The sequence below is a fragment of the Bradyrhizobium sp. UBA2491 genome, from assembly GCF_002341725.1.
Classification (GTDB): Bacteria; Pseudomonadota; Alphaproteobacteria; order Rhizobiales; family Xanthobacteraceae; genus Bradyrhizobium.
On record NZ_DDOP01000060.1, the window covers coordinates 3990 to 25134 of the forward strand.

Sequence of the window (21145 nt, forward strand, 5' to 3'; positions counted from 1 at the left end):
CTTCGCTCGAAAACGCTCTAAGATCCCTTGAACTGAAGCGGCCTTGTCCTGCACGGGACAAGGCCGCTTTTTTCTTGCGCGATCGATTTGCGCTGAAACTATTCCGCGGCATCCATGCAGCGAGGCGAAAGGGTGGCGAGGAATTTGGCCAAGGTCATGCCTTCCTTGGCCGCGATCTCCTCGAGCGTATCCCAGAACGACAATTCCAGCCGGATCAAGGTGCAATGGTCGTCGATCCGCAACGATCGGGTCTGCGATCCATCGTCGCGTTGCGCGCCGTCGCGCTCGCGATGGCTAACGCATCGGATTCCCGGCAACGACATCGATAGCGGAATGGAAGCATAGATGGCGACATGACGGCGGCAAATGGCCGCATCGAACAGATTTAGGAAATAGGTATGGTCCCAAGGAACGATGAGAAAGCCAAGCTTGGTCTCGCATTGCACAAAATGTGTGTAATTTTTGGAGATCTGGGAGCTTGTATACTGGTCAACCCGCCAGTAGGCTTCACTATCGAAAATTGAGTATGGAAAAACACGGCACCAAGCCGCCAGCTCATCCAAGGAGAGGACGCGCATGATGCCCGGGATTGTCCATTCCGCACACGGTCTCCGGTCGCGCCTTCGCCTCGCCGTGCGTCTGTCCGATGTCAAGCATAGTCTCCGCTGCCATTCGCGCCGTGACGTCTGGCGCTAGCCGATGCGTGCCTACATCGTCCGGAGGCTGCTGGCCCTGATCCCGACCCTGATCTTCGCCAGCATGATCGTGTTCATCACGGTCAGGCTGATCCCGGGTGACGTGATCGACATGATGCTGAGCCAGAACGACATCGGCGCAGATAAACTGAGCCGTGAGCAGCTCGAGCACGTGCTCGGCTTCGACCGACCGATGGCGCAACAATACGTGGTGTGGATCTTCGGCATCTTGCGCGGCGATCTCGGCAACTCGTTATGGCGTTCGACACCGGTGCTCGACGACATGCTGCAGCGTTTGCCGGTTACTTTTGAACTCGGCCTCCTGGCGCTCATCGTCGCGCTGTCGATCGCGTTGCCGATCGGCGTTTATTCCGCGATACGGCAGGATACGGTGAGCGACATCATCGCGCGCTCGTTCTCAATCTTGCTGCTGGCGGTACCGAGCTTCTGGCTGGGCACCATGGTGGTGGTGTTTCCCTCGATCTGGTGGGGTTGGTCACCGGAAGTCAATTATGTTCCCTTCAGCGCGGCCCCGCTGCAGAACCTCAAGCAGATGATCGTGCCGGCTATCGTGCTGGGCGCGGGTCTCTCCGCCGTGACCATGCGGATGACGCGAACCATGATGCTGGAGGTTCTTCGGCAGGATTACATTCGGACCGCTTGGGCGAAGGGTCTTCCGGAGCAGTTGGTGGTCATGCGGCACGCACTGCGCAATGCCCTCATTCCGGTGATCACCCTGATCGGGCTGCAAGCCCCGCTGCTGATCGGCGGCGCCGTAATCATCGAACAGATCTTCGTCATTCCCGGCATGGGGTCGTTGCTGCTGGAGGCCGTCAACCAGCGTGACTATCCCGTCATCACCGGCGTGTTTCTGGTGGTCGGTGTTGCCGTGATGCTGATCAACCTGATCGTGGACCTGAGCTATGGCCTGCTCGATCCGCGGGTGAGGCACCGATGAATTCGCTGACCGAAGCCAGCCCGATGAAACGGCGGGCCTCGCCCGGCGCCCTGAGGCAGTTCGTGGCGCGTCTCATCCGAGAGCAGCCGGTGGGCGCGGCGGCGGGGATCGTGTTCGTTCTCTTCCTGTTTTGCGGTGTGTTCGCGCATCTGCTGGCGCCCTACGGCTTCAACGAGATCAGCCCGATCGAGCGGTTGAAGCCACCATCGCTGCGACATTTGTTCGGAACCGACAATCTCGGCCGCGACGTGCTGTCGCGCTGCCTTTATGGCGCCCGGCTGTCGGTGATTATCGGTCTCTCGGCAGCCGCGCTCGCTACCGTGATATCGGTGACCATCGGCACCATAACCGCCTATATCGGTGGCCGATTCGACATGATCGCGCAGCGGTTCGTTGACGCCTACATGTCGTTTCCTGAACTGGTGATCTTGATCGCGGTGGTATCGGTGCTTGGCCCCGGCATGATCCAGATCATCGGTATCCTCAGTCTGGTGCTTGGCATTGCGGGCTCCCGCATCATCCGCAGCGCCGTGCTGTCGGCGCGGGAGAACCTGTATGTGCATGCAGCACAGTCGATCGGTGCCTCGACTGGCCGCATCCTGTGGCGGCACATCCTGCCAAACATCATGCCGCCGATCATCGTGTTGTTCACCACCCGCGTCGGCGCGGTGATCCTTGCGGAATCCGGCCTGTCGTTCCTCGGTCTCGGCGTGCCGCCGCCCGCGCCCACCTGGGGCGGCATGCTTTCCGGCAGCGCCCGCACGTACATGTTCCAGGGACCATGGCTGGCGCTCGCGCCTGGGCTTTGTCTGACGGTGGTCGTTTACGCCACCAACGTATTCGGCGACGCGCTGCGCGACCTGCTTGATCCGCGCATGCGCAACTCGCGCTAGGGACAATCAACGGAACGAGACGGGGAGAAACACACGATGCGAAAGCCAACGACCGGACTGGGATCGATTGCAAGAACGTTGCGCGCACTGTCGCTGGCTGGCGCGTTGACGCTACCGGCTGGGTTGGCATCCGCAGGCGAAGCGGTGCCGCAACGCGGCGGGACCCTCAACATCGGCAACGTCTATGTCACGCTTTCGCCCCTCACCTGGGATCCGGCCGACTGGGCGTGGAAGTTCCAGCAGGACACCGGCCTGATGTACGAGCAATTGTTCGCCGCCGACCTCAGCAAGTCGAAGCGGCACGGCGGCCCCTACTCGTTCGTACCGGACGCGTGGCTTCCGTCGGACGCGATTCGCGGTGAACTCGCCGAGAGTTGGCAGTGGAAGCAAGATCCGCCGCGCGTGGAGATCAAGCTCCGTCAGGGCGTGATGTTTCCGGAGAAACCCGGCGTAATGGCGGCGCGCGAACTCGTGGCCGAGGACGTGGTGCAGAGCTACGAACGGCTCAACAACAGTCCGAAGAAGATTCCGACCTATTTTGACCACATCGCAAAGGTCGAGGCGACCGACAAGCACACCGTCGTGTTTACGTTCAAGACCTATTTCTCCGAGTGGGACTATCGGTTCGGCTGGGGCTACTACTCCGGCATCGTGCCGAAGGAGGTCGCCGACGCGGGCGCGGGAAACTGGAAGAACGCCAATGGAACGGGGCCATTCCGGCTCACGGACTACGTGCAGGGCAACGCGGCCACATTCTCCAAGAACGACAAGTACTGGGACAAGGAAGTCATCGACGGCAAGTCCTATCAGTTGCCGTTCGTGGACAAGATCGTCTATCGCACCATCAAGGACGAGGCCACGTTCCTCGCCGCGCTGCGGACCGGCAAGCTCGACCTGCTGGAATCCATCCGATGGAGCGCGGTGGAAGAGCTCAAGAAGAGCGCGCCCAAGCTGCAGTGGTCACGCTGGCTTGCCACTGGGGGCACGTTCCTCGCCATGCGCAACGACACGAAGCCGTTCGACGACGTACGGGTACGCCGCGCGCTCAACATGGCGGTGAACAAGCAGGAGATTCTGAGCTCGTTCTACAATGGCGAGGGGCAGTTGTTCGCCTACCCGCAACACCCCGACTACATCGGCTATTTCGAGCCTCTCGAGCAGATGCCGGACTCGATCAAGGAACTCTACACCTACAATCCGAAGAAGGCGAAAGCGCTGCTCGCGGAAGCCGGCTATCCGAACGGCTTCTCCTTCAAGGTTCAGGTGTGCTCCTGCTCGCCCGACCACATGGACCTGTTGCCATTGGTGGCAGCCTATCTGGAGCAGGTCGGCGTCAAGATCGAAATTCAGCCGATGGAATACGGCGCATTCCTGTCGGCGATGACCACCAAGACCAACGCCGCTGGCTATTTCATGCTCAACGGCCATACCAACCCGACCACCACGCTGCGCAAGAGCTTCGTCACGAAGCAGACGTGGAATCCGTCGCAGTTCTCCGATCCCGACATCGACCGCAAGATGAACGAGGCCTATCAGGAGCAGGACGAAGGCAAGCGTCAGGCAATGCTCAAGGAGATGACGCGGTCGATCATCGACAAGGCGCCCTACATCTTCCTGCCCGTCCCCTATGTCTATACGGCCTGGTGGCCGTGGGTGAAGAACTATGGTGGTGAGTTGCGCGCTGGCGCAGAGCGTCCGGGCCCGATCCACGCGCGGATATGGATCGACCAGGAAATGAAGAAGGGGATGGGCTATTGAACGGCCCGGCGAATCTTCCGGACGCTGTTGGGGACGGTGGCGCGCAGCCACCGCCCCTGCTGCGGGTGCGCAATCTGACGACACGCTTTCGCATCGACCGCGGCGCGATCACCGCGGTCAATCGCGTTTCCTTCGACGTGGATGCGGGCGAGACGCTGGCCATCGTCGGCGAGTCCGGCTCGGGCAAGAGCATGACGGCGCTGTCGATCCTGCGACTGATCCCGAACCCGCCCGGCCGGATCGAGGACGGTGAAATCCTGTTCGACGGGCTGGACCTGCTGAAGCTGTCCGATGCGGAAATTCGCGACATCCGCGGCAACAAGATCGCCATGATCTTCCAGGAGCCGATGAGTTCGCTGAACCCGGCGCTGACGGTCGGCCTCCAGGTCGGCGAGCCCATCAACCGCCACGGCGGCGCGCCGTGGTCGAAAGCCTTGCTTGCTGCGCGCGACCTGCTTGGGCGGGTGAGGATGTCCGACCCCGCTTCGCGCGTTAACGCCTATCCGCACCAATTCTCCGGCGGCATGCGCCAGCGCGCGATGATCGCGATGGCCATGGCCTGCCAGCCGAGGCTGATCATCGCCGATGAACCGACCACAGCACTCGATGTCACGGTGCAGGCGCAAATCCTGGACCTGCTCAAGGATCTGGCGCTCCGCTCGCGCTCGGCATTGATCCTGATCACGCACGACCTCGGCGTGGTCGCGCGGTACGCCGACCGCGTCGCCGTCATGTATGCCGGGCGCATCGTGGAGACGGCCCCGGCACGGGAGTTGTATTCGCGGCCGCGGCATCCCTACACCCGCGGGCTCATGGCCTCGGTGCCCCGGCTGGACAGCGATACGCACCAACGTCTGGTTCCCATCGAGGGCCAGCCACCGAACCTCGCGGCGCTGCCACCTGGCTGCGCATTCGCGCCGCGCTGCCGCCAGGCCGTCGACGCTTGCAAGCAGGCCCCGCCCCCGCTGCGCGAAGTCGGCCCGCGTCACAGCGCGGCCTGCATCATGGAGGGCTGACCGATGTCGCAACAGCTGCTGCAAGTCCGCGATCTGAAGGTCCATTTTCCGATCAGTGCTGGCACCCTGTTGCGAAAGCAGGTCGGAGCGGTGCGTGCGGTCGATGGCGTATCGTTCTCGCTGGCGCGCGGCGAGACGCTTGGTCTCGTCGGGGAAAGTGGCTGCGGCAAGTCGACCACGGGCCTGGCGATCCTGAAGATGCAGGCGCTGACCTCCGGCCGCATCGAGTTCGAGGGCCAGGACATCACGTCCTACGACCGCAAGCAGATGCAGCCGCTGCGGCGGCGGATTCAGATGGTCTATCAGGATCCCTACGGCTCGCTCAATCCGCGCATGACAGTGCGTGATATTATCGGCGAGCCCCTGGTGGTGCATGGACTCGCAGGAGATCGTGAGGCCTATGAGGAGCGAATTGCCACACTGATGCGCACGGTCGGTCTGTTGCCGGACATGGCGGGCCGCTATCCACATCAATTCTCGGGCGGCCAGCGCCAGCGCATTGGCATCGCAAGGGCTCTGGCGCTCGAGCCTAGCCTTATCATCTGCGACGAGCCGGTATCGGCGCTCGACGTCTCGATCCAGGCCCAAGTGGTGAACGTGTTTGTCGAACTGCAGGAGCGGCTCGGCCTTGCCTACTTGTTCATTGCCCACGACCTGGCCGTTGTCCGCCATGTCAGCCATCGCATAGCGGTGATGTATCTGGGACGGATCGTGGAAATCGCCCCACGCGACGCCCTCTACACGTCGCCGCTACATCCCTACACGCAGGCCCTCCTCGCGGCCGTGCCGGTGGCGGACCCCGAGGTCGAGGCGGCACGACCGCGGGCGATCATCAGCGGCGAAGTGCCGAGCGCAACCAATCCGCCACCGGGCTGTCGCTTCCACACCCGCTGCCCGCAGGCGTTTGCGCGCTGCCGAACCCAAAGTCCGGAGTTGCGCGACCTCGGCGGCGGTCAGGCCGTCGCCTGCCATTTGCACGACACTCTCTGATCGTCCTAACGTGGACGCCATGAAGCTCAAGCCGAACACCAAGGGCGACGTCACCCGAACCCGGAAGTTCGTCGCCAAACAAGATGCCATTCTTGATGCCGCCGCCCGCCAGTTCAATCGGCTTGGTCTCAAGGGAGCGACCTTCACCGACATCGCTGGCAGCGTCGGCCTGCTCACCAACAGCGTCACCTACTACTATCACCGCAAGGATGACCTGGCGGCGGCCTGCCTGATCAAGGCGATCGGCTCGGGGCATGCGTTGGCCGACGCGGCGCTCGACGCTGGCGATCCAGAGGCCAGGATCCGCCATCTGATCCATGGACACGCCGACGTACTCGCCGGAATCGCCCGCGGTCAACGCGACGCGTTGGTCAACTTCAACGATATCCGGGCACTGAAGGCCCCTGAGGCCGATCGCGTATTTGCCGCCTATACCGAGATGTTTCGCAGCGTTCGGAAGCTGCTACCGAAGGACATCCTGGGACCGCAGGAGCGGAACGCGCGGGCGCATCTGCTGGTGTCGCTGACCAACTGGATGCGCCGCTGGATCTCCCGCTACGAGCCCGACGACTACGCATACGCCGCGGCGCGCATGAGCGACATCGTGATCAACGGGCTCGCTCGCCGGCGCGGTCAATGGAAGGAGTTGGCCGGGCTGGAGATCGATTGGTCACAATCCGACTCAGCCGATACCCCCACTCCCGACGCCTTCCTGCGCGCGGCAACCATGCTGGCCAACGACGAGGGTTATCGCGGCGCCTCCGTCGATCGCATCGCAAGACGCCTGAACCTCACCAAAGGGTCCTTCTATCACCACTATGATAGCAAGGAGGAGCTGGTTGCGTCATGTTTCGAACGGACCTTCGACATCATTCGCCGCACCCAGACACTGGCGCGTCAGCGCCATGACTCAGGCTGGGCGCGGCTGATGGCGGCTGCGCAGGCGCAGGTTCGAATTCAGCTATCGGATCATGGGCCCTTGATCCGAACCTCGGCATGGAATGCCTTGCCGGAGCCAATCCGCGAGAATTGCAGGCAAGCGCTCGACCGCCTGACCGAGCAACTGGGCGTGTTCGTGGTAGAAGCCATGCTCAACGGAGACGTTCGCCTGCTTGATACATCGATTGCCGCCGAACAGGTTACGGGGATGATCAATGCTGCCTCCGAGCTCGACCGCTGGGTACCTGCGCTGGCCAGGGACCGCGCCGTCGACTTGTTCGCGCGACCGCTCTTTGAAGGCATCCTGTCGTAGCTACCACAATCCCGATCCGATGTGCCTGCTCGGGAATACGCATCGGTCCTTTCAGATACGGCGTGCCTATTCCGCTGCGTCCATGATCGGCGCCGTCGTCCCGCGATAGTCCGGAACCACGGCCGGCGCATTCGCCTTGGCGCGATAGATCAGGCAGGAGCAGCGCAGCAGCGAGGCGAAATTGTTCACCTCGCCGTGATGGTCGAGCACTTCGTTGTGCAGGGTGGTGAGGAACTTGGCCAGCGTCATGCCTTCCTTGGCCGCGATCTCCTCGAGCGTGTCCCAGAACGACATTTCCAGCCGGATCGAGGTGCAATGGCCGTCGATCCGCAACGATCGGGTCTGCGATTCATAGTCACGCTGCGGCTGGTGCGCGAAAAGATGGCACATGGCGTTCCTCCGGCGAGAACTTATAATTTTTCTAAACGATATACCTGTGCGTGCGGCCCCACAATCGCGACGTAGGGCGTAACGCGCGAGCCCTCGAAGGCGAACGACTTCAAGGCCATAGCCCGGAATCATCCCCAGCCCGTGGCGGCATCGGCGCCTCCGTCCCATGCATTTGCCGGCGCGGCCATTTATAGTGGCGTCCAGCCTCGAATCGTGTTCCCGACAGTCGATCCATGCCCGTCCGCCAGCTTCCCGAACAGCTCGTCAACCGCATCGCCGCCGGCGAGGTGGTCGAACGTCCTGCGAGCGTGGTCAAGGAACTGGTCGAGAACGCGATCGACGCCGGCGCCAGCCGGATCGACGTCTTCACCGATGGCGGCGGACGGCGCCGGATCGGCATCACCGACGACGGCGGCGGCATGACGCGGTCAGACCTCGCACTTGCCGTCGACCGCCACGCCACCTCCAAGCTCGATGACGAAGACCTCCTGCGCATCCGCACCCTCGGGTTCCGCGGCGAGGCGCTGCCGTCGATCGGCGCGGTCGCCAAGCTCGGTATCACCACGCGCCATGCCAGCGAGCCGCATGCGTGGTCGCTGGCGGTCGAGGGCGGCGAGAAATCGGAGATCATGCCGGCCGCGCTCGGCCAGGGCACCCGCGTCGAGGTCAATGAACTGTTCTACGCCACGCCGGCGCGGCTGAAATTCCTCAAGACCGATCGCACCGAGGCGGAGGCGATCCGCGAGGTGGTGCGGCGGCTCGGCATGGCGCGCCCCGACATCGCCTTCACGCTGGCCGGCGAGGAGCGTGCGCCGGTGACCTGGGCCGCCGCGCTGCCCGGCGCGGCCGGCCGGCTGACCCGGCTCGGCGATATCCTTGGCGCCGATTTTCGCGCCAGCGCCATCGAGGTGCGATCCGAACGCGAAGGCGTCGTGGTCGAGGGCTTTGCCGCCGCGCCGTCGCTGACCCGCGCCAATGCGCTCGGGCAATATCTGTTCGTCAATGGCCGCCCGGTGCGCGACAAGCTGATCCTCGGTGCGGTGCGTGCGGCCTATTCCGACTATCTGCCGCGCGACCGCCATCCCGTGGTGGCACTGTTCGTGACCTGCGACCCGCAAGAGGTCGACGCCAATGTGCATCCGGCCAAGACCGAGGTGCGCTTCCGCAACGCCGGCCTGGTGCGCGCGCTGATCGTGCACGCGCTGAAGGACGGCCTGGCGCGCGAGGGAAGGCGCACCGCGGCCAACACCGCCGACGGCGCGACCTTGCAGGCGTTCCGCCCCGCTTTCACGCCGCCGCCGCGGCCGGGCAATTGGGACTGGCGCTCTTCGCCGTCCTATCCCGCTGGTCCGATGCGCGGCTTCGAAGCCGCGGCGGCGACCGCCTTTGCCGAGCCGGGACGGGCCGCCTTCGATGTCGGCACGCCGACCGCCGATGTGCGCTTCGAAGCGGCGCCCGCGCCCGACATGCTGGACCGTCCGCTCGGCGCCGCGCGCACCCAGATCCACGAGACCTACATCGTCTCGCAGACCCGCGATGGCCTCATCGTGGTCGACCAGCACGCGGCCCATGAGCGCATCGTCTATGAGCGGCTGAAAGCCTCGCTGGCGAAGAACGGCGTGCAGCGCCAGATCCTCTTGATCCCCGAGATCGTCGAACTCGATGAGGCGACCGTCGAGAAGCTGCTCGATCGCGCCGAAGAGCTGTGCTCGTTCGGACTTGCGATCGAATCCTTCGGCCCCGGCGCCGTCGCGGTGCGCGAGACGCCCTCGCTGCTCGGCAAGGCCAACGCGGCCGGTCTGTTGCGCGATCTCGCCGAACACATGGCGGAATGGGACGAGGCGCTGCCGCTGGAGCGCCGGCTGATGCATGTCGCCGCCACCATGGCCTGCCACGGCTCGGTCCGCGCCGGCCGCCGCCTCAAGCCGGAAGAGATGAACGCGCTGCTGCGCGAAATGGAAGACACCCCGAACTCCGGCCAGTGCAACCACGGCCGCCCGACCTATGTCGAGCTGAAGCTCAGTGATATCGAGAAGCTGTTCGGACGTAGATAGATCTTGCACGATTCCGTAGGATGGGTGGAGCGCAGCGATACCCATCAACTTTCGTTCCGCGGCACCATGATGGGTTTCGCTGCGCTCTACCCATCCTACAAGTTCCTACCGCGCGAACACCTCGAGTGCGGTGCGCAGCTGTGCGATCCATTCATCGCCGTCCTTGAAGCCACCTGCCGCGATTCGGGCGCAGACCTGATCGAGATCATCGCCGCTGGCCGGACGCTTGCCGACCTGCCGCACGATCGCGGCATAGCCATCCACCAGCAGCACGAGACCGGGCGCATTCGCCGCGGCATAGTGTCCGCGCGCATCGGAGAACAGCCCGGTCGCCTCGTCGTACCGGCCGAGCGCAAGGTCAAAAGCGCCGACCAGCCAGATGCCGGTTGCGACGCGCAGCGGCCCGAGCTCGAGCCTCTCGACGAGGCGCAGCGAGCACTCCGCGAGTTCGCGCGCCGCCAGCAGATGATCCGGGTCGATCGGCCTCTCCGAAACGCTCCAGCCCGGCCAGCAATCCGCTGCGGCGTTGAACGTCAACCGCTGCGCCACCTTCAGCGCTTCGGTCCGGTCACTGTCCGGCGCGCCGCGATGGCGTTCGATCTGGTCGGCGGCGTGACGCGCGGCCGCAAGCAATGCCGCGTCATCGCCTGCGCCGCGCAACGCCTTGGCGCGCGCCTCCAATTGATTTGCGAGCATGGCGAGAGTGTCGGTCATGCATGCAGCATAACGTCGTCAAATGACGCCGACGCTGAACCGCCCTACACTTTTTCGCGAAGGAACACGAATTCGGTATCGTCGTAGGCGCGACGTTCGATCTCCTCAAAGCCCTCGGGAGCCGCGAATGCCGCGGCCTTGGCCTCCTCGACCACAAGCAATGCGCTCGGCGTCAGCCAACCGCCATCGCGCAGCGAGGCCAGCGCCTTTTCGGCGAGGCCCTTGCCATAGGGCGGATCGAGAAACACCAACGCGAACGGCTCGACCGGATGCGCCGGTCCGAGGTCGGTGGCATCGCGGCGGTAGACTTTTGTGGTCCCGCCGAGGCCGAGCGATTCCACATTGTTGCGCAGCAACGCGCGCGCTTCGGCGCCATTGTCGACGAACAGCGTGAACCTGGCACCGCGGGAGGCCGCCTCGATCCCGAGCGCGCCGGTGCCGGCAAACAGATCGAGCACGCGGGCGTCCTCGATCGGGTTGTCGTAGGCATGGACCAGGATGTTGAACACGGACTCGCGCAAGCGGTCCGCGGTCGGCCGGATCTCGCGGCCCGACGGCGACGCGAGATTGCGGCCCTTCAGCCTGCCCCCGACGACACGCATCGACCGCTACTCGTCCTGCGGCTTGAGATCGCGCTTGCCGTGATAGCCGCGCTTGGGACGGCGCGGCGGGCCGTAGCCGTTGGCCTCGTCCTCGTTGCGGGCGCGCGCTTCCTCGCTGCCGGTGCGCTGCACCAGCACGCGGCGACCCTTGCGGTCGTTGATGGTCTCGCGCTTGCTCGGCTTCGGCTTCCTCGCTGGCGCACCGTCGCCGTCAGCGGCGTCGCGCTGCTCCGGACGTGTGAAGTCGGCACCGGCGATCTTGGCGATCTTCTCGCCGAGCTGCTCGCGCAGCACCCGGGTCTTGACCTCCTCGACCTTGCCCTCTTCGAGCTCGCCGAGCTGGAACGGGCCGTAGGAGATCCGGATCAGCCGGTTCACCTCGAGCCCGAGATGCGCCATCACGTTGCGCACCTCGCGGTTCTTGCCCTCGCGGATCGCGAACACCACCCAGACGTTGGAGCTCTGATCGCGCTCCAGCGTCGCCTCGATCGGGCCGTATTTGACGCCGTCGACCTCGACGCCGTCCTTGAGCTGGTCGAGCTGAGCCTGCGTCACCTCGCCATGCGCGCGCACGCGGTAGCGGCGCAGCCATCCGGTGTCCGGATGCTCCAGCGTCCGCGCCAGTCCGCCGTCGTTGGTCAGCAGCAACAGGCCTTCGGTGTTGAAATCGAGCCGGCCGATCGAGATCAGCCGCGGCAGGCCCTCGGGCAGATTGTCGAACACGGTCGGCCGCCCCTCGGGATCGGCATGCGTCGTCATCAGCCCACGCGGCTTGTGATACATGAACAGCCGGGTCCGCTCGCGCGGCGGCAACGGCTTGCCGTCGACCGCCACGACATCGTTGTCGGTGATATCGAGCGCCGGCGAGTTGATCACCCGTCCGTTGACGGTGACGCGGCCCTGGGTGACGATCTCCTCGGCGTCGCGGCGCGAGGCGAGGCCGGCGCGGGCCAGCACCTTGGCGATGCGCTCGCCGGATTTCTTCGGCTTCGGCTCGGGACGCTCGCGGCGGTCATCATAAGAGCGTTCGCGATAGGCACCGCGGCCGCCAAAGGCCGGACGCTTGGCGAAGATCTGGCTGTCATCCTCGTTGTCGCGGCGCGGACGATCGCCAAAGCGGCCTTCGCTGCGCGGATGCTCCTGCCAATCCCTGCGCCCTTCCGGCCGCTCGCGGCGACGATCGCCGCCTTCATCATGATCCTTCCAGCGCGGCCGGCTGAACTTCGGACGATCACCCTGCTCGCGATCATCGCGCGAACGCGAGAACCGCGGCCGCTCATCGCCACCGCGATCGTCGCGCGGCCTGTCGAACTTGCGCGGGCCGTCGCGGAATGGACGCGAACCGCGCTCGGGGCGATCGGAGCCGCCCTCCCGCTTTTGCCACGGCTTGGATTCGCCGCGCGGCGGACGGTCGCCGAAATCCTTGCGCGGGCCACGATCACGATCGCCCCCGCGATCACGATCGCCGCCGCGCGAAAACTTCCGCTCGCCGCCGAATTTCCGCTCGGGCCGATCGCCGTCGCGCGATGGGCGATCGCCATAGGATCGCTCGCCGCGCGGCGTGTATGGCCGCTTCTCGCCGTCGCGGTCGCGTGACGCATAGGGCTTCCGGTCGCCGAACTTGCGGTCCGACGAGCGTCCGGCCGGGCGGGCGTCGTCGCGATCACGGCGTGGCGCGCGGTCGTCGCGGTTGTAGTTCGGGCGGTCGCCGCGCGGCTTGAACGCGCGCTTCTCGCCATCGCCATCCCGATCGAACCTCGGCCGGTCGCCGCGCGGTTTGAACGGGCGCTTCTCACCATCGCCACGCGGGCGATCGTCGCGGTTGAAGCGGGGCCGGTCGCCGAAGTCGCGGCGCGGCGCATCGCCGTCCTCGCGGCGGCGGTACGGACGCTTCTCGCCGTCGCCCTTGCCGGCAAAGTCCTTGCCGCCAAAGCCGCGCTTGGCAAACTTCTTGTCCGGTCCGCGGGCGGCGCCGGAGCGGCCCTTGCCACCGCCGGCCCGGCCTCCGCTGCCCCCGCCGGGCCGATCACGCCGGCCGCGGGAATCGTTGTTTTTGTCGCTGTCGCGGGGCATGAATGATCTCGCTGGACGTAGAATTGGAATGCAAGGGTCACCGGGCCGTACGCGCCCTCGTGGCAGCGTTTGACGCAAAACCGGCATCCACTTTTGCTGAAGGCGACGCTACTAGCAGGTTTCTTCGGATGATACGAGGCATGTCAGCCCCTTCTTTCATGGATTTGGCGCTGAAAGTGGCCGAAAATGCCGGAAAATCGGGCGAAGTTCCGATTGGATGCGTGATTGTGCGGGGCTACGACGTGATTGCCACCGCGGGCAACCGCACCCTGACCGACCGCGACCCGACCGCCCATGCCGAGATTTTGGCGATCCGGCAGGCGGCAGAGGCGATCGGGACCGAACGGCTGGTCGATTGCGACCTCTATGTCACGCTCGAGCCCTGCACCATGTGCGCCGGCGCGATCTCCTTTGCCCGCATCCGCCGGCTGTATTACGGCGCCGCCGATCCGAAGGGCGGCGCGGTCGAGTCGGGCGTGCGGTTCTTCGCGCAATCGACCTGCCACCACGTGCCGGAGGTCTATGGCGCGGTCGGCGAGAGCGAGGCGGCCCGCCTGCTGCGCGAGTTCTTCCGGGAGCGGCGGTAGGAGGCATACCCGCGCCTGCCCGCCGCTGTCATCGTCCGCGAAAGCGGATGATCCAGTATTCCAGAGACGGCAGTGATCAATTGATGGGCCGCGGCATACTGGATACCCGCATTCGCGGGTATGACAGATTAGCTTGTGGCTAACCCGCCAGGAAAAACTCCCGCAGCAGCTTCGCCGTTGCGTCGGGCGCTTCCTCGGTCAGGAAATGCCCTGAATCGACCGGCGCGCCGCTGACATTGGTGGCCCAGTTCTTCCAGGTGTCGAGCGGGGTCGTCGCCGCGCTCGCGACCCCGGCATCGCCCCACAGCGCCAGCATCGGGATCGTGATCTTGTTGCCGGCCTCGACATCGGCCTTGTCGATCTCGTAATCGGCATAGGCGCCGGCGCGATAGTCCTCGCACATCGCATGGATGCGGGCGGGATCGCGGAACGGCGCGAGGTAATGTTCGAGCGCACGCGGATCGATCGCATCGAGCGTCTTGCTCTTGGTCTGGCTCGCCATCTTCTCCTTGAGGAAGAATTCGCCATTGTTGGAGATCAGCGTCTCCGGCAACGGATAGGGCTGCGCCAGGAACGCCCAGTGGTAGATCTTCAATGCCGACAGGCGATTGAGCTTCTGCCAATAATCATAGGTCGGTGCGATGTCGAGCACCGCGAGTCTCGACAGCCGGCCAGGATGATCGAGCGCCAGCCGGTACGACACCCGGCCGCCGCGATCGTGCCCGGCGAGCGCGAAATGGACGTGGCCGAGCTGCTCCATGACTTCGACCATGGTCTTCGCCCAGGCCCGCTTGGTGTAGGGCGTGTGCTCCTTGTCGCTGTCGGGCATGTCGGACCAGCCATAGCCCGGCAGGTCGGGAATGATCAGCGTGAACTTGTCGTCGAGCTTTGGCGCGACCTGGTGCCACATCACATGGGTCGAGGAGAAGCCGTGCAGCAGCAGCAGCGGCGGGCCCTTGCCGCCGACGCGGGCGAAGATGCGGCCCTGCGAGGTGTTGATCCAGTTGGCCTCATAGCCGGGAAAAAGATCAGCGAGATCAGACATCGGCGGCTCCTTCCCTGGCGGCGCGCTGCTTCAAACTTTGTTTGGCGTTGCCGCTGGCTTGGGTGGGGTTTATGCCATCGGGAAGCCCGGCCAACAACAACGTGAAACGAGGAAGTGCCATGTCGATCGACTTCGAGATTCCCGCCGAAGCCAAGGCGATCCGCGAGAAGGTCCGCAAATTCGTGCATGACGAGTGCATTCCGGCGGAGAAGGAACTCGACACCAAGCCGCTTGCCGAGGTGCTGGGACCGCTGCGCAAGAAGGCGCGCGCGCAGGGCCTGTGGTGCCCGTTCGTGCCGAAGGAGTATGGCGGTATGGGCCTCGGCCCGCTGGCGAATGCGCTGGTGCAGATGGAGCTCGGCGAGAGCATGCTCGGCGCGCTCTCGATGAACACGCAGGGGCCGGACGACGCCTCGATGATGACGATCCTGGCGCACGGCACCGAGTACCAGAAGGAGAAATTCCTCAAGCCCCTGCTCAACGGCGACAAGCGCATCTGCTTCTCGATGACCGAGAAAGCGGCGGGCGCCGACGCCACCGGCATGCAGACCACGGCAGTGAAGGACGGCAACGAGAACTACATCCTCAACGGCGAGAAGTGGTTCTCGTCGTCGGCGAGCGTCGCCGACATGGCGCTGGTGATGGCGAAGACCGATCCGAACGCGCCGCGCCACAAGCAATATTCGACCTTCATCGTCGAGCTGCCCAACCCCGGTTACCGCATCAAGCGCAACGTCGCCAACATGGCGATCGAAGGCCCGCATGACGACGTGATCCATGGCGGCCATTCCGAGATCGAGATCAAGGACCTGAAAGTATCGGCCGACAATCTGCTCGGCGGCGAAGGCAACGGCTTCAACATGGGCCAGCACCGCCTCGCCTACGGCCGGCTGCGCCACGGCATGCACAACGTCGCCAAGGCGCAGCGCGCGCTCGACATGGCGGCGGCGCACGTCACCAAGCGCTCGACCTTCGGCCAGTTGCTGGCGGACCGCCAGGCGGTGCAGTTCATGCTCGCCGACTGCGCCAGCGAGCTCTATATCGGCCGGCTGATGCTGCTGCACATCGCCTACAAGGCCGAGAAAGGCCTCGACATCCGCCAGGAGAACTCGATCGCCAAGATCTTCCATGCCCACATGGTGCACAAGGTGATCGACACCGCGATCCAGCTCCACGGCGCGCTCGGCTTCAGCCAGGATACGCCGCTGGCGAAATGGTACACCCAGGTGCGCTCGCAGCGGCTGGTCGACGGACCGGATGAAGTGCACAAGTGGAAGATCGGCAAGAACGTCATCAAGGCGTTCCGCGAGCACGGCACGACGGCGAGCGCAGCGGGCGGGGACTTGCTCTAATCACCGTCATTGCGAGCGAAGCGAAGCAATCCACTTCTTCACACCGGGATAGATGGATTGCTTCCGCCTTCGCCAAGGCTTCGGCGGACAAGTCGTCGCGGAGCCTGTCATCGGGCGCGCGTTCGCGCGACCCGTTGGCTCCTCGCAATGACGACGCGGGTTAGGCCTTCGGCTTCTCCACCTCCACCGCCTGCCAGGCGATGTCGCGGCGGCAGAATCCGTCGGGCCATTTGATGCGATCGACGGCCTGATAGGCGCGGTCGCGCGCCTCGGTGACGGTCTTGGCCATCGCGCAGACGTTCAGCACGCGACCTCCGTTGGCAAGAACCGCACCGTCCTTGGCCACCGTGCCGGCGTGGAAGATCTCGACGCCCTCGACCTTGGCGGCATCATCGAGGCCGTCGATCCGGGTGCCCTTGGCGTAGTCGCCGGGATAACCCTTCGCGGCCATCACCACGGTCAGCGCCGGGTCCGGGTACCAGCGCAGATCGAAATTCTTCAACTGCCCGTCAATCGAGGCGAGCAGCGCCGGCACGATGTCGGACATCATCCGCAGCATCAGCACCTGGCACTCGGGATCGCCGAAGCGGACATTGTACTCGAACAGTTTCGGGCCCTGCGCGGTCAGCATCACGCCGGCATAGAGCACGCCCTTGAACGGGATGCCGCGACGCTTCATCCCGGCGACCGTCGGCAGGATGATGCGGGCCATGATCTGGTCGTGGATTTCAGGCGTCACGAACGGCGTCGGCGAATAGGCGCCCATGCCGCCGGTGTTCGGCCCCTTGTCGTGATCGAACACCCGCTTGTGGTCCTGCGCGGTGGCGAGCGGGATCGCGGTCTCGCCGTCGCACAGCGCGAAGAAGCTGATCTCGCGACCTGAGAGGAATTCCTCGATCACGACCTCGGCACCGGCCGAGCCGAACGCGCCCTCGAACATCATCGCGACGGCGGCTTCAGCTTCAGGCAAGGTCTGCGCCACCACGACGCCCTTGCCGGCGGCGAGCCCGTCGGCCTTGACCACGATCGGCGCGCCCTGGGCGCGGACATAGGCCAGCGCATCGCTGGCGTCGTCGAAGCGGCGATAGGCGCCGGTCGGAATGTCGAACTCGTTGCAGAGATCCTTGGTGAACCCCTTGGAGCCTTCGAGCTGCGCGGCCTGCCTGCTCGGCCCGAACGCCTTGATGCCGACATCAGCGAGATCGTCGACGATGCCGGCGGCGAGCGGCGTCTCCGGACCGACCACCACCAGATCGACCGCGTTGCGGCGGCAGAATTCGATCACGGCAGGATGATCGGCGACGTCGAGCGCGACGCACTCGGCCTCGCGCGCGATCCCGGCATTGCCCGGCGCGCACCAGAGTTTCGTCACCAGCGGAGATGCGGCGATCTTCCACGCCAGCGCATGTTCGCGGCCGCCGGAACCAAGCAGGAGGATATTCATCGGATACAGGCTCAAAAGGGTGCAAGAGCTGTGTCGGTCGCACGAATCCCCGCCGGCCTGCAAGGGGCGACGGGGCCGATTCCCCCGTCATTCCGGCTTCACGGCTGCTTGCCGGCGATGATCTCTTGCAGGGTCGCGACATGGCGGGCAAAGGCGCCGCGGCCGGCCGCGGTCGCGGTCACCGTGGTCTGCGGCTTCTTGCCGACGAAGGCCTTGTCGACCGCGACATAACCGGCCCTGGCCAGGGTCTCGATATGGGCGCCGAGATTGCCGTCGGTGGCGCCGGTCAGCTTCTTCAGCCGGGCGAATTCGAGCCCGGTCGAAAGCGGCAGCGCGTTGAGCGCCGCCATGATCCGCAACCGCAGCGGCTGGTGAATGATCTCGTCGAGCTCGGCCATCGTTCAGATCCGGCGCATCCAGAGCCCGCCGAGGATCAGTGCGCCGCCATGCGCCACCGCCATCCACAACAGCAGCGCCGGACCGGCGTGGAAGTAGGCGGTCACGATCAAGGCGCTGCTGCACAGCGCGATGACGATGAAGGCGTAGCCGAACCACAGGCCGGCGAGCGCATAGAACAGCAGCGTGAAGAGCGGCCAGAACACCAGCATCTGGCGCGGCCCGAAATGGCCCAATACCGCCGAGCAGAAGATGCCGAACGCAATGAACAGCAGGAACGCGACCAGCAGCCGGAGCGCGAAGACGCCCGCCCCCGGACCGAAACCGCTGAACGCTGCGACTGCGATCGAGCCTGCGATTCCGATGAGATCGACCACGGCCCAGATCGTATAGCCCTGCGGCGGCCATGTATGGTTGGCGAGGTAGCCCACGAATACCAAGACGCCCCACATGATGATGATGAGACTGGCGTTGTGATAGATTCGCGACTGGCGGACGCGCTGCACGACGTCGTTGATGTCGTTCAGCGCCGCACTGGCCTGCTGGCTGTCGATCATGACGGGACTCCACTCTGCTGGGCGAGTTCAGCGGCAGGCGGGGGTGTTTCCGCCGGTGGCCGATGCCTTCCGATCAGGACAAAGGCGATTGCCATCGTCACGACCGACAGGGCGAACGAGGTCAGCCCGACCTGCCCGCGCGTCGTCAGCGGCAGCACCCGCACCGCGATTTCAGTGGCCGCAGCCGACATCAGCGACACGTAGGACCACGCGATGAAGTAGTAGTGCTGCAACCGCCAGTTCGCCGGCCGTGGGCTGCGCAGCAGCGGAACAACCGCCAGCACGATGCAGATGAAGTTCGCGATCGCGCCGACATGGAACAGGTTGAAGGCGCCGGTGAACCGATAGACCAGCATCGCGGTCCCGTCGGCGACCAGCATGGCATAGACGTAGAGATAGCCGCGCGCCCGGTGGCCCGCGCCGCGCTTTGGCCGCAGGAACTGGATCAGCCCCACAGCGATGCACAGCATCGCCAGGAAGGCATGGACCGCGCCGGCCGCGGAATGGACGAAACTCGCCAACGTCACCTGCGGGAGCATCGGTCAGCCCTCCAACCAGATTGCCATTTTCGCATCAATAGAGAACTCTGTATCACAGAGTATATGGACAAGCAAGCCTGCGCATTGGCGATGACGGGCAAAACTCCCTACGTTGCGCTGAAGCTCACAAACGGCCGAATCACCTGCAAATGACTGCTGCCGCGCCAAATCTCGTCAACGCGCCCGAATTCACCGTCTCGGAAATCTCCTCCGCGCTGAAGCGGACGGTGGAGGACCGGTTCGGCCATGTCCGCGTCCGCGGCGAGATTTCGGGATTTCGCGGCCCGCATTCCTCCGGCCACTGCTATTTCGCGCTGAAGGACGAGAGCGCCAAGATCGAGGCGGTGATCTGGAAGTTCGCCCATGCCCGGATGCGCTTCAAGCCGCAGGAGGGCCTCGAGGTCATCGCCACCGGCAAGCTGACCACCTATCCGAACTCCTCGAAGTACCAGATCGTCATCGACTCGCTGGAGCCGGCCGGCGTCGGCGCCCTGATGGCGCTGATGGAGGAGCGCAAGAAGAAGCTCGCGGCCGAGGGCCTGTTCGACGAGGCCCGCAAGCAGCTATTGCCCTGGCTGCCGGAGGTGATCGGCGTCGTCACCTCGCCGACCGGCGCCGTGATCCGCGACATCCTGCATCGCCTCGAGGATCGCTTTCCCCGCCGCGTGCTGGTCTGGCCGGTCAAGGTGCAGGGCGACGGTTCCGCCGAGCAGGTCGCCGCCGCGATCCGCGGCTTCAATGCGCTGCCGGAGGGCGGCCGGATTCCGCGGCCGGATCTGTTGATCGTGGCGCGCGGCGGCGGCTCGCTGGAGGACCTCTGGTCGTTCAACGAGGAGATCGTGGTCCGCGCCGCGGCCGACAGCCATATCCCGCTGATCTCGGCGGTCGGCCACGAGACCGACATCACGCTGATCGATTTCGTCGCCGACAAGCGCGCGCCGACGCCGACTGCGGCCGCCGAGATGGCGGTGCCAGTGCGCAGCGAATTGTTCGTCGAGGTCACGGGCCTCGCCCGCCGCGTCATGGTGTACTGGCAGCGCGGCCAGGAGGGCCGCCGCAACGAGCTGCGCGCCGCCGCGCGCGCGCTGCCGGCGGCAAACGAATTGCTGGCGATCCCGCGGCAGCGGCTCGACCATCTCGCAGCCGGGCTGCCGCGCGGGCTGAAGGCCAACACACACGCGCATTTCCGCCGTTTCGCAGCGTCGAGTTCGCGGCTCACCATCGGCGTGCTGCGCGGCCAGGTCGCGCATGCGCGACAGCGGCTCACCGCGTCAGGTGAGCGCATCACGCTGTCGGCGCGCGCGCTGCTGCATCGCCGGCGGGAGCGCTTCAACGGGCTCGAGATCCGGCTCAAGGCCTCGAAGCTCGCCAATGCCAAGGCCCAGCGCACCGCGATCGCCCGCGATCTGGAACGCACCCACCGCCTCGCCGAGCGCGCCCGGCGCGCGCTGCTGACGACGATGCAGCGGCTGGAGGCGCGCGTCGCCCACCGCGGGCAGCTGCTGTCGGCGCTGTCCTATCGCGGCGTGCTGGCGCGCGGCTTCGCGCTGGTGCGTGACGAGCACGGACACGCACTGCACTCCGCCGCGGCGATCGGCCCCAATGCCAGCCTCTCGATCGAGTTCGCCGATGGCCGCGTCGCTGCGACCGCGAGCGCCGATCAGCCCGTCGCGACGGTAACGCCCGAGACCCAGCCGAAGCCGCGTGAGGCGAAGCCGGCGGCGCCGAAGCGCGCCACCAAGCCGGTCGATCAGGGCAGTTTGTTCTGATGCGGGATGCGTTTTGATTGAATCGGCTTGGCACGGTCTCGGTTCACCTCTCCCCGCCGGG

The 21145-nt window shown here is 65.3% G+C and carries 19 protein-coding genes and 1 pseudogene; 10 read left to right on the forward strand and 10 right to left on the reverse strand.

Translation table 11 applies throughout. The features are described from left to right. Positions 1-110 precede the first annotated feature (110 nt). Positions 111-323, reverse strand: a pseudogene (locus B2W55_RS19875) (ribbon-helix-helix domain-containing protein); the annotation flags it as partial. Positions 324-699: 376 nt separating this feature from the next. Here B2W55_RS19875 and B2W55_RS19880 point away from each other — a divergent pair. From B2W55_RS19880 to B2W55_RS19905, 6 genes are read left to right on the forward strand one after another with little or no spacing between them, the layout of a single operon-like run. Continuing rightward, positions 700-1653: an ABC transporter permease gene (locus tag B2W55_RS19880; protein ID WP_024581121.1), complete on the forward strand. Its 954-nt coding sequence runs from the start codon at positions 700-702 to the stop codon at positions 1651-1653. Further along, positions 1650-2546, forward strand: coding sequence for an ABC transporter permease (locus tag B2W55_RS19885; protein WP_024581122.1), 897 nt, complete (start codon positions 1650-1652; stop codon positions 2544-2546). Before B2W55_RS19880 ends, B2W55_RS19885 begins: the two co-directional genes overlap by 4 nt. Before the next feature lie 36 nt (positions 2547-2582). Next, positions 2583-4304, forward strand: a complete 1722-nt coding sequence (locus B2W55_RS19890) for an ABC transporter substrate-binding protein (protein WP_051404284.1) — start codon at positions 2583-2585, stop codon at positions 4302-4304. After that, entirely contained in the window at positions 4301-5320 is a 1020-nt protein-coding gene (locus tag B2W55_RS19895) for an ABC transporter ATP-binding protein (protein WP_024581124.1), read from the forward strand. The genes B2W55_RS19890 and B2W55_RS19895 overlap by 4 nt, the downstream gene beginning before the upstream one ends. Before the next feature lie 3 nt (positions 5321-5323). Beyond that, positions 5324-6310, forward strand: a complete 987-nt coding sequence (locus B2W55_RS19900) for an ABC transporter ATP-binding protein (protein ID WP_024581125.1) — start codon at positions 5324-5326, stop codon at positions 6308-6310. Positions 6311-6329: 19 nt separating this feature from the next. Further along, positions 6330-7562 carry a TetR/AcrR family transcriptional regulator gene (locus B2W55_RS19905; RefSeq protein WP_024581126.1) on the forward strand — a complete coding sequence of 411 codons (1233 nt, stop codon included), beginning with the start codon at positions 6330-6332 and terminating at the stop codon, positions 7560-7562. 66 nt (positions 7563-7628) lie between these two features. Here the strand turns inward: B2W55_RS19905 and B2W55_RS19910 are convergent, their stop codons facing one another. Then, positions 7629-7952 carry a ribbon-helix-helix domain-containing protein gene (locus B2W55_RS19910; protein WP_024581127.1) on the reverse strand — a complete coding sequence of 108 codons (324 nt, stop codon included), beginning with the start codon at positions 7950-7952 and terminating at the stop codon, positions 7629-7631. Positions 7953-8185: 233 nt separating this feature from the next. Between B2W55_RS19910 and mutL the strand changes: the two genes are divergently transcribed. Then, complete coding sequence (gene mutL, locus B2W55_RS19915; RefSeq protein WP_024581128.1) at positions 8186-10006, forward strand: DNA mismatch repair endonuclease MutL; 1821 nt, start codon at positions 8186-8188, stop codon at positions 10004-10006. Positions 10007-10111: 105 nt separating this feature from the next. Here the strand turns inward: mutL and B2W55_RS19920 are convergent, their stop codons facing one another. From B2W55_RS19920 to B2W55_RS19930, 3 genes are read right to left on the reverse strand one after another with little or no spacing between them, the layout of a single operon-like run. Continuing rightward, a complete protein-coding gene (locus B2W55_RS19920) occupies positions 10112-10720 on the reverse strand; it encodes a hypothetical protein (RefSeq protein ID WP_051404285.1) in 609 nt (202 codons plus the stop codon). A 44-nt stretch (positions 10721-10764) separates the two neighbouring features. Beyond that, positions 10765-11322: a 16S rRNA (guanine(966)-N(2))-methyltransferase RsmD gene (gene rsmD, locus B2W55_RS19925; RefSeq protein WP_024581130.1), complete on the reverse strand. Its 558-nt coding sequence runs from the start codon at positions 11320-11322 to the stop codon at positions 10765-10767. Between the two features lie 6 nt (positions 11323-11328). Next, positions 11329-13395 carry a pseudouridine synthase gene (locus B2W55_RS19930; protein ID WP_024581131.1) on the reverse strand — a complete coding sequence of 689 codons (2067 nt, stop codon included), beginning with the start codon at positions 13393-13395 and terminating at the stop codon, positions 11329-11331. A 128-nt stretch (positions 13396-13523) separates the two neighbouring features. Between B2W55_RS19930 and B2W55_RS19935 the strand changes: the two genes are divergently transcribed. Then, positions 13524-13982, forward strand: a complete 459-nt coding sequence (locus tag B2W55_RS19935) for a nucleoside deaminase (protein WP_035635763.1) — start codon at positions 13524-13526, stop codon at positions 13980-13982. 139 nt (positions 13983-14121) lie between these two features. On the opposite strand, the gene B2W55_RS19940 is transcribed toward B2W55_RS19935, so the two are convergent. Further along, positions 14122-15027 (reverse strand): alpha/beta fold hydrolase, encoded by a 906-nt coding sequence (locus tag B2W55_RS19940; RefSeq protein WP_024581133.1) that lies wholly within the window; start codon positions 15025-15027, stop codon positions 14122-14124. Between the two features lie 119 nt (positions 15028-15146). Between B2W55_RS19940 and B2W55_RS19945 the strand changes: the two genes are divergently transcribed. Continuing rightward, entirely contained in the window at positions 15147-16379 is a 1233-nt protein-coding gene (locus B2W55_RS19945; protein ID WP_024581134.1) for an acyl-CoA dehydrogenase family protein, read from the forward strand. A gap of 160 nt (positions 16380-16539) precedes the next feature. On the opposite strand, the gene purD is transcribed toward B2W55_RS19945, so the two are convergent. From purD to B2W55_RS19965, 4 genes are all read right to left on the reverse strand, one after another. Further along, positions 16540-17823 (reverse strand): phosphoribosylamine--glycine ligase, encoded by a 1284-nt coding sequence (gene purD / locus B2W55_RS19950; protein WP_024581135.1) that lies wholly within the window; start codon positions 17821-17823, stop codon positions 16540-16542. Positions 17824-17921: 98 nt separating this feature from the next. After that, the gene (locus tag B2W55_RS19955) at positions 17922-18221 is read right to left on the reverse strand and encodes a winged helix-turn-helix domain-containing protein (RefSeq protein WP_024581136.1); all 300 of its coding nucleotides are present in this window, start codon (positions 18219-18221) and stop codon (positions 17922-17924) included. Between the two features lie 3 nt (positions 18222-18224). Next, positions 18225-18776 (reverse strand): hypothetical protein, encoded by a 552-nt coding sequence (locus tag B2W55_RS19960; protein WP_024581137.1) that lies wholly within the window; start codon positions 18774-18776, stop codon positions 18225-18227. Next, the gene (locus B2W55_RS19965; RefSeq protein ID WP_024581138.1) at positions 18773-19315 is read right to left on the reverse strand and encodes a DUF2306 domain-containing protein; all 543 of its coding nucleotides are present in this window, start codon (positions 19313-19315) and stop codon (positions 18773-18775) included. Before B2W55_RS19965 ends, B2W55_RS19960 begins: the two co-directional genes overlap by 4 nt. A gap of 149 nt (positions 19316-19464) precedes the next feature. Here B2W55_RS19965 and xseA point away from each other — a divergent pair, with 149 nt between their 5' ends. Next, positions 19465-21084, forward strand: coding sequence for an exodeoxyribonuclease VII large subunit (gene xseA, locus B2W55_RS19970; RefSeq protein ID WP_024581139.1), 1620 nt, complete (start codon positions 19465-19467; stop codon positions 21082-21084). Positions 21085-21145 lie beyond the last annotated feature (61 nt).

Coding starts and splice junctions, on each gene's coding strand:
- B2W55_RS19880 (WP_024581121.1), top strand. CDS start 700: ATGCGTGCCTACATCGTCCGGAGGCTGCTGGCCCTGATCCCGACCCTG.
- B2W55_RS19885 (WP_024581122.1), top strand. CDS start 1,650: ATGAATTCGCTGACCGAAGCCAGCCCGATGAAACGGCGGGCCTCGCCC.
- B2W55_RS19890 (WP_051404284.1), top strand. CDS start 2,583: ATGCGAAAGCCAACGACCGGACTGGGATCGATTGCAAGAACGTTGCGC.
- B2W55_RS19900 (WP_024581125.1), top strand. CDS start 5,324: ATGTCGCAACAGCTGCTGCAAGTCCGCGATCTGAAGGTCCATTTTCCG.
- B2W55_RS19905 (WP_024581126.1), top strand. CDS start 6,330: ATGAAGCTCAAGCCGAACACCAAGGGCGACGTCACCCGAACCCGGAAG.
- B2W55_RS19910 (WP_024581127.1), bottom strand. CDS start 7,952: ATGTGCCATCTTTTCGCGCACCAGCCGCAGCGTGACTATGAATCGCAG.
- mutL (WP_024581128.1), top strand. CDS start 8,186: ATGCCCGTCCGCCAGCTTCCCGAACAGCTCGTCAACCGCATCGCCGCC.
- B2W55_RS19920 (WP_051404285.1), bottom strand. CDS start 10,720: ATGACCGACACTCTCGCCATGCTCGCAAATCAATTGGAGGCGCGCGCC.
- rsmD (WP_024581130.1), bottom strand. CDS start 11,322: ATGCGTGTCGTCGGGGGCAGGCTGAAGGGCCGCAATCTCGCGTCGCCG.
- B2W55_RS19930 (WP_024581131.1), bottom strand. CDS start 13,395: ATGCCCCGCGACAGCGACAAAAACAACGATTCCCGCGGCCGGCGTGAT.
- B2W55_RS19935 (WP_035635763.1), top strand. CDS start 13,524: ATGATACGAGGCATGTCAGCCCCTTCTTTCATGGATTTGGCGCTGAAA.
- B2W55_RS19940 (WP_024581133.1), bottom strand. CDS start 15,027: ATGTCTGATCTCGCTGATCTTTTTCCCGGCTATGAGGCCAACTGGATC.
- B2W55_RS19945 (WP_024581134.1), top strand. CDS start 15,147: ATGTCGATCGACTTCGAGATTCCCGCCGAAGCCAAGGCGATCCGCGAG.
- purD (WP_024581135.1), bottom strand. CDS start 17,823: ATGAATATCCTCCTGCTTGGTTCCGGCGGCCGCGAACATGCGCTGGCG.
- B2W55_RS19955 (WP_024581136.1), bottom strand. CDS start 18,221: ATGGCCGAGCTCGACGAGATCATTCACCAGCCGCTGCGGTTGCGGATC.
- B2W55_RS19960 (WP_024581137.1), bottom strand. CDS start 18,776: ATGATCGACAGCCAGCAGGCCAGTGCGGCGCTGAACGACATCAACGAC.
- B2W55_RS19965 (WP_024581138.1), bottom strand. CDS start 19,315: ATGCTCCCGCAGGTGACGTTGGCGAGTTTCGTCCATTCCGCGGCCGGC.
- xseA (WP_024581139.1), top strand. CDS start 19,465: ATGACTGCTGCCGCGCCAAATCTCGTCAACGCGCCCGAATTCACCGTC.